The sequence below is a fragment of the Psychrobacter sp. 1Y4 genome, assembly GCF_051847555.1.
Genome location: NZ_JBPYDE010000218.1, coordinates 1 through 955 on the forward strand (window position 1 = coordinate 1; position 955 = coordinate 955).

Consider the following 955-nt stretch of genomic DNA (forward strand, 5'->3'; position numbering starts at 1 on the left):
AGCACACGCGAAGGCAGCTTTATTATGTAAATATTGTGACTAAAATAAAAGAGATACCGTGGGCAAAATTCAGTGACATGGCCAGTTTTTATTAATATAAATAATTGATATTAATAAAAATATCAGCCGTCAAGCCAGTTTGAGAACTCGTATAACAATCTTTTGTATTGAGTAGTCTATATAAAGTGTGTATGTTAATGAACAAAGGGCTATTTACCACTACATTGTTTACTCATCACCCTACGACTATATCGCAGCCTTACTTACCATCGCGATGGTGAGACTGCGCTCTGATTTTTCGTCTGTTTATCACACTGTGATTTGCATGAGTTGACGGTAATGTATTATTACTAGGAGAGAAAAGATTATGGAAAATCAAGGTAACCTGATTCGTCGCAACGACAAAGTATGGCTCAAAACATACGAAAAACTTGGCATTCAGTATGATATCGATATGCCACCAGCCAACACCTCATTGATTGATATCATTGAGCAAAACTTTATCAATCATGCAGGCAAAACGGCGTTTGTCTGTATGGATGTTAAGCTATCTTTCGAAGAGTTGGATCTCTATAGTAAACAAGTTGCCGCTTACCTTCAGTCATTAGGACTACAAAAAGGCGATAAAGTGGCAGTGATGATGCCTAATATTTTACAGCTACCAGTTGCGGTGCTAGGGGTGCTACGTGCTGGCATGACATTGGTCAACGTCAACCCACTTTATACCACCAAAGAGCTGTCACACCAGTTAAAAGATTCAGATACCAAAGTTTTGATTCTGCTTGAGAACTTTGCCAAAACTTATGAAGATATTGGTCAAGACCTCGTCGACCATGTCGTAGTTGCCTCAATGGGTGACATGATGAGTCCGCTCAAGGGTTTTATCGTCAATGCCGTGGTACGTCACGTCAAAAAAATGGTGCCGCCATACCAAATTGCCAACAGTGTCGAGTTT

1 protein-coding gene is annotated in these 955 nt (G+C 39.8%); it reads left to right on the forward strand.

Annotation, left to right across the window (positions count from 1 at the left end; translation table 11 throughout):
* Positions 1-367: 367 nt before the first annotated feature.
* Positions 368-955, forward strand: a 588-nt coding sequence (locus tag ACS8FC_RS15340; protein WP_439297406.1) for an AMP-binding protein, incomplete at its 3' end; no start/stop codon positions are given.